Consider the following 1,832-nt stretch of genomic DNA (forward strand, 5'->3'; position numbering starts at 1 on the left):
CGGGCGGGCGGCGGTGGCGCCGCGCGCCCGCCGGGCCGGCCCGTCCGTCAGAACACGTTCGCCGGCACGTACGTGCCCCAGACCTCCCGCAGGGCGTTGCAGACCTCGCCCACGGTGGCCCGGGCGCGCAGCGCCGCCTTCATCGGGTAGAGCACGTTGTCCTCGCCGGTCGCCGCCTTGCGCAGGTCGGCGAGGGCCGCGTCGACGGCCGCCTGGTCGCGCTCCGCGCGCAGGGCGGCCAGCCGCGCCGCCTGCTGCGCCTCGATGGCGGGGTCGACGCGCAGGGGCTCGTACGGCTCCTCGGCGTCGAGCTGGTAGCGGTTGACGCCGACGACGACACGCTCGCCGCTGTCCGTCTCCTGGGCGATCGTGTACGCGTTGCGCTCGATCTCGTTCTTCTGGAAGCCGTGTTCGATCGCGTCGACCGCGCCGCCGAGTTCCTCGACGCGCTCCATCAGCGCGAGTGCCGCCTCCTCCACCTCGTCCGTCAGCTTCTCGACGACGTAGCTGCCGGCGAACGGGTCGACGGTGGCCGTCACGTCCGTCTCGTACGCGAGGACCTGCTGCGTGCGCAGCGCGAGGCGGGCGGACTTGTCCGTCGGCAGGGCGATCGCCTCGTCGAAGGAGTTCGTGTGCAGCGACTGCGTGCCGCCGAGGACGGCCGCGAGACCCTGCACGGCGACCCGGACGAGGTTCACCTCGGGCTGCTGCGCGGTCAGCTGCACGCCGGCCGTCTGCGTGTGGAAGCGCAGCATCAGCGACTTGGGGTTCTTGGCGCCGAACTCCTCGCGCATGACCCGGGCCCAGATCCTGCGCGCCGCACGGAACTTGGCCACCTCTTCCAGGATCGTCGTGCGGGCGACGAAGAAGAACGACAGGCGCGGCGCGAAGTCGTCCACGTCCATGCCCGCCGCGACGGCCGTGCGCACGTACTCGATGCCGTCGGCGAGGGTGAACGCGATCTCCTGCGCGGGCGAGGCCCCGGCCTCCGCCATGTGGTAGCCGGAGATCGAGATGGTGTTCCAGCGCGGGACCTCCGCCCTGCAGTACTTGAAGATGTCCGCGATCAGCCGCAGCGAGGGCTTCGGCGGGAAGATGTACGTGCCGCGGGCGATGTACTCCTTGAGGACGTCGTTCTGGATCGTCCCGGTCAGCTTCTCGGCCGGCACGCCCTGCTCCTCGGCGACCAACTGGTACATCAGCAGCAGCAGTGCGGCGGGCGCGTTGATGGTCATCGAGGTGGAGACCTTGTCCAGCGGGATCCCGCCGAACAGCACGCGCATGTCGTCGACCGAGTCGATGGCGACACCGACCTTGCCGACCTCGCCCGCAGCGATGGCCGCGTCGCTGTCGTGGCCCATCTGCGTGGGCAGGTCGAAGGCGACCGAGAGCCCGGTCGTGCCGTTCGCGATGAGCTGCTTGTAGCGGGCGTTGGACTCCGTGGCCGTGCCGAAGCCCGCGTACTGACGCATCGTCCAGGGCCGGCCCGTGTACATCGTCGGGTACACGCCCCGCGTGTACGGGTACGAGCCCGGCTCGCCCAGCTTCTCGGCCGGGTCCCACTCGCTCAGGTCGCCCGGCCCGTAGACCGGCGCCACGGGGAATCCGCTCTCGGTCACTCGTTCGCCGCCGGGCTCGCGCGCCATGGTCCGTGCCTCCTGGGAGCTCGTGCGGACGGCGCCCGCGGCGTCGCACGCGGCGCCGGCGTCGCCCGCGGGTTGCGGGCGGGCGCCCGCCGCCGGGAACGGGCCCGGCGCTCAGCGCCCTTGCGGCGGACTGTAGCCGCGCGACTGCGAGCGTTGGAGGGCCACACGCTGGGACCTTGCTCACAG

General features: G+C 72.0%; 1 protein-coding gene. It reads right to left on the reverse strand.

Annotated elements, in window-relative coordinates:
• Positions 1-47: 47 nt before the first annotated feature.
• Entirely contained in the window at positions 48-1,646 is a 1,599-nt protein-coding gene (locus L1885_RS27925) for an acyl-CoA mutase large subunit family protein (RefSeq protein ID WP_235799931.1), read from the reverse strand.
• Positions 1,647-1,832: the final 186 nt, after the last annotated feature.

The sequence above is a fragment of the Streptomyces fuscigenes genome (genome assembly GCF_021556455.1).
GTDB lineage: Bacteria > Actinomycetota > Actinomycetes > Streptomycetales > Streptomycetaceae > Streptomyces > Streptomyces fuscigenes.

Excerpts from the sequence above, each read along its gene's own strand:
- L1885_RS27925 (WP_235799931.1), bottom strand. The coding sequence starts at position 1,646 with ATGGCGCGCGAGCCCGGCGGCGAACGAGTGACCGAGAGCGGATTCCCC.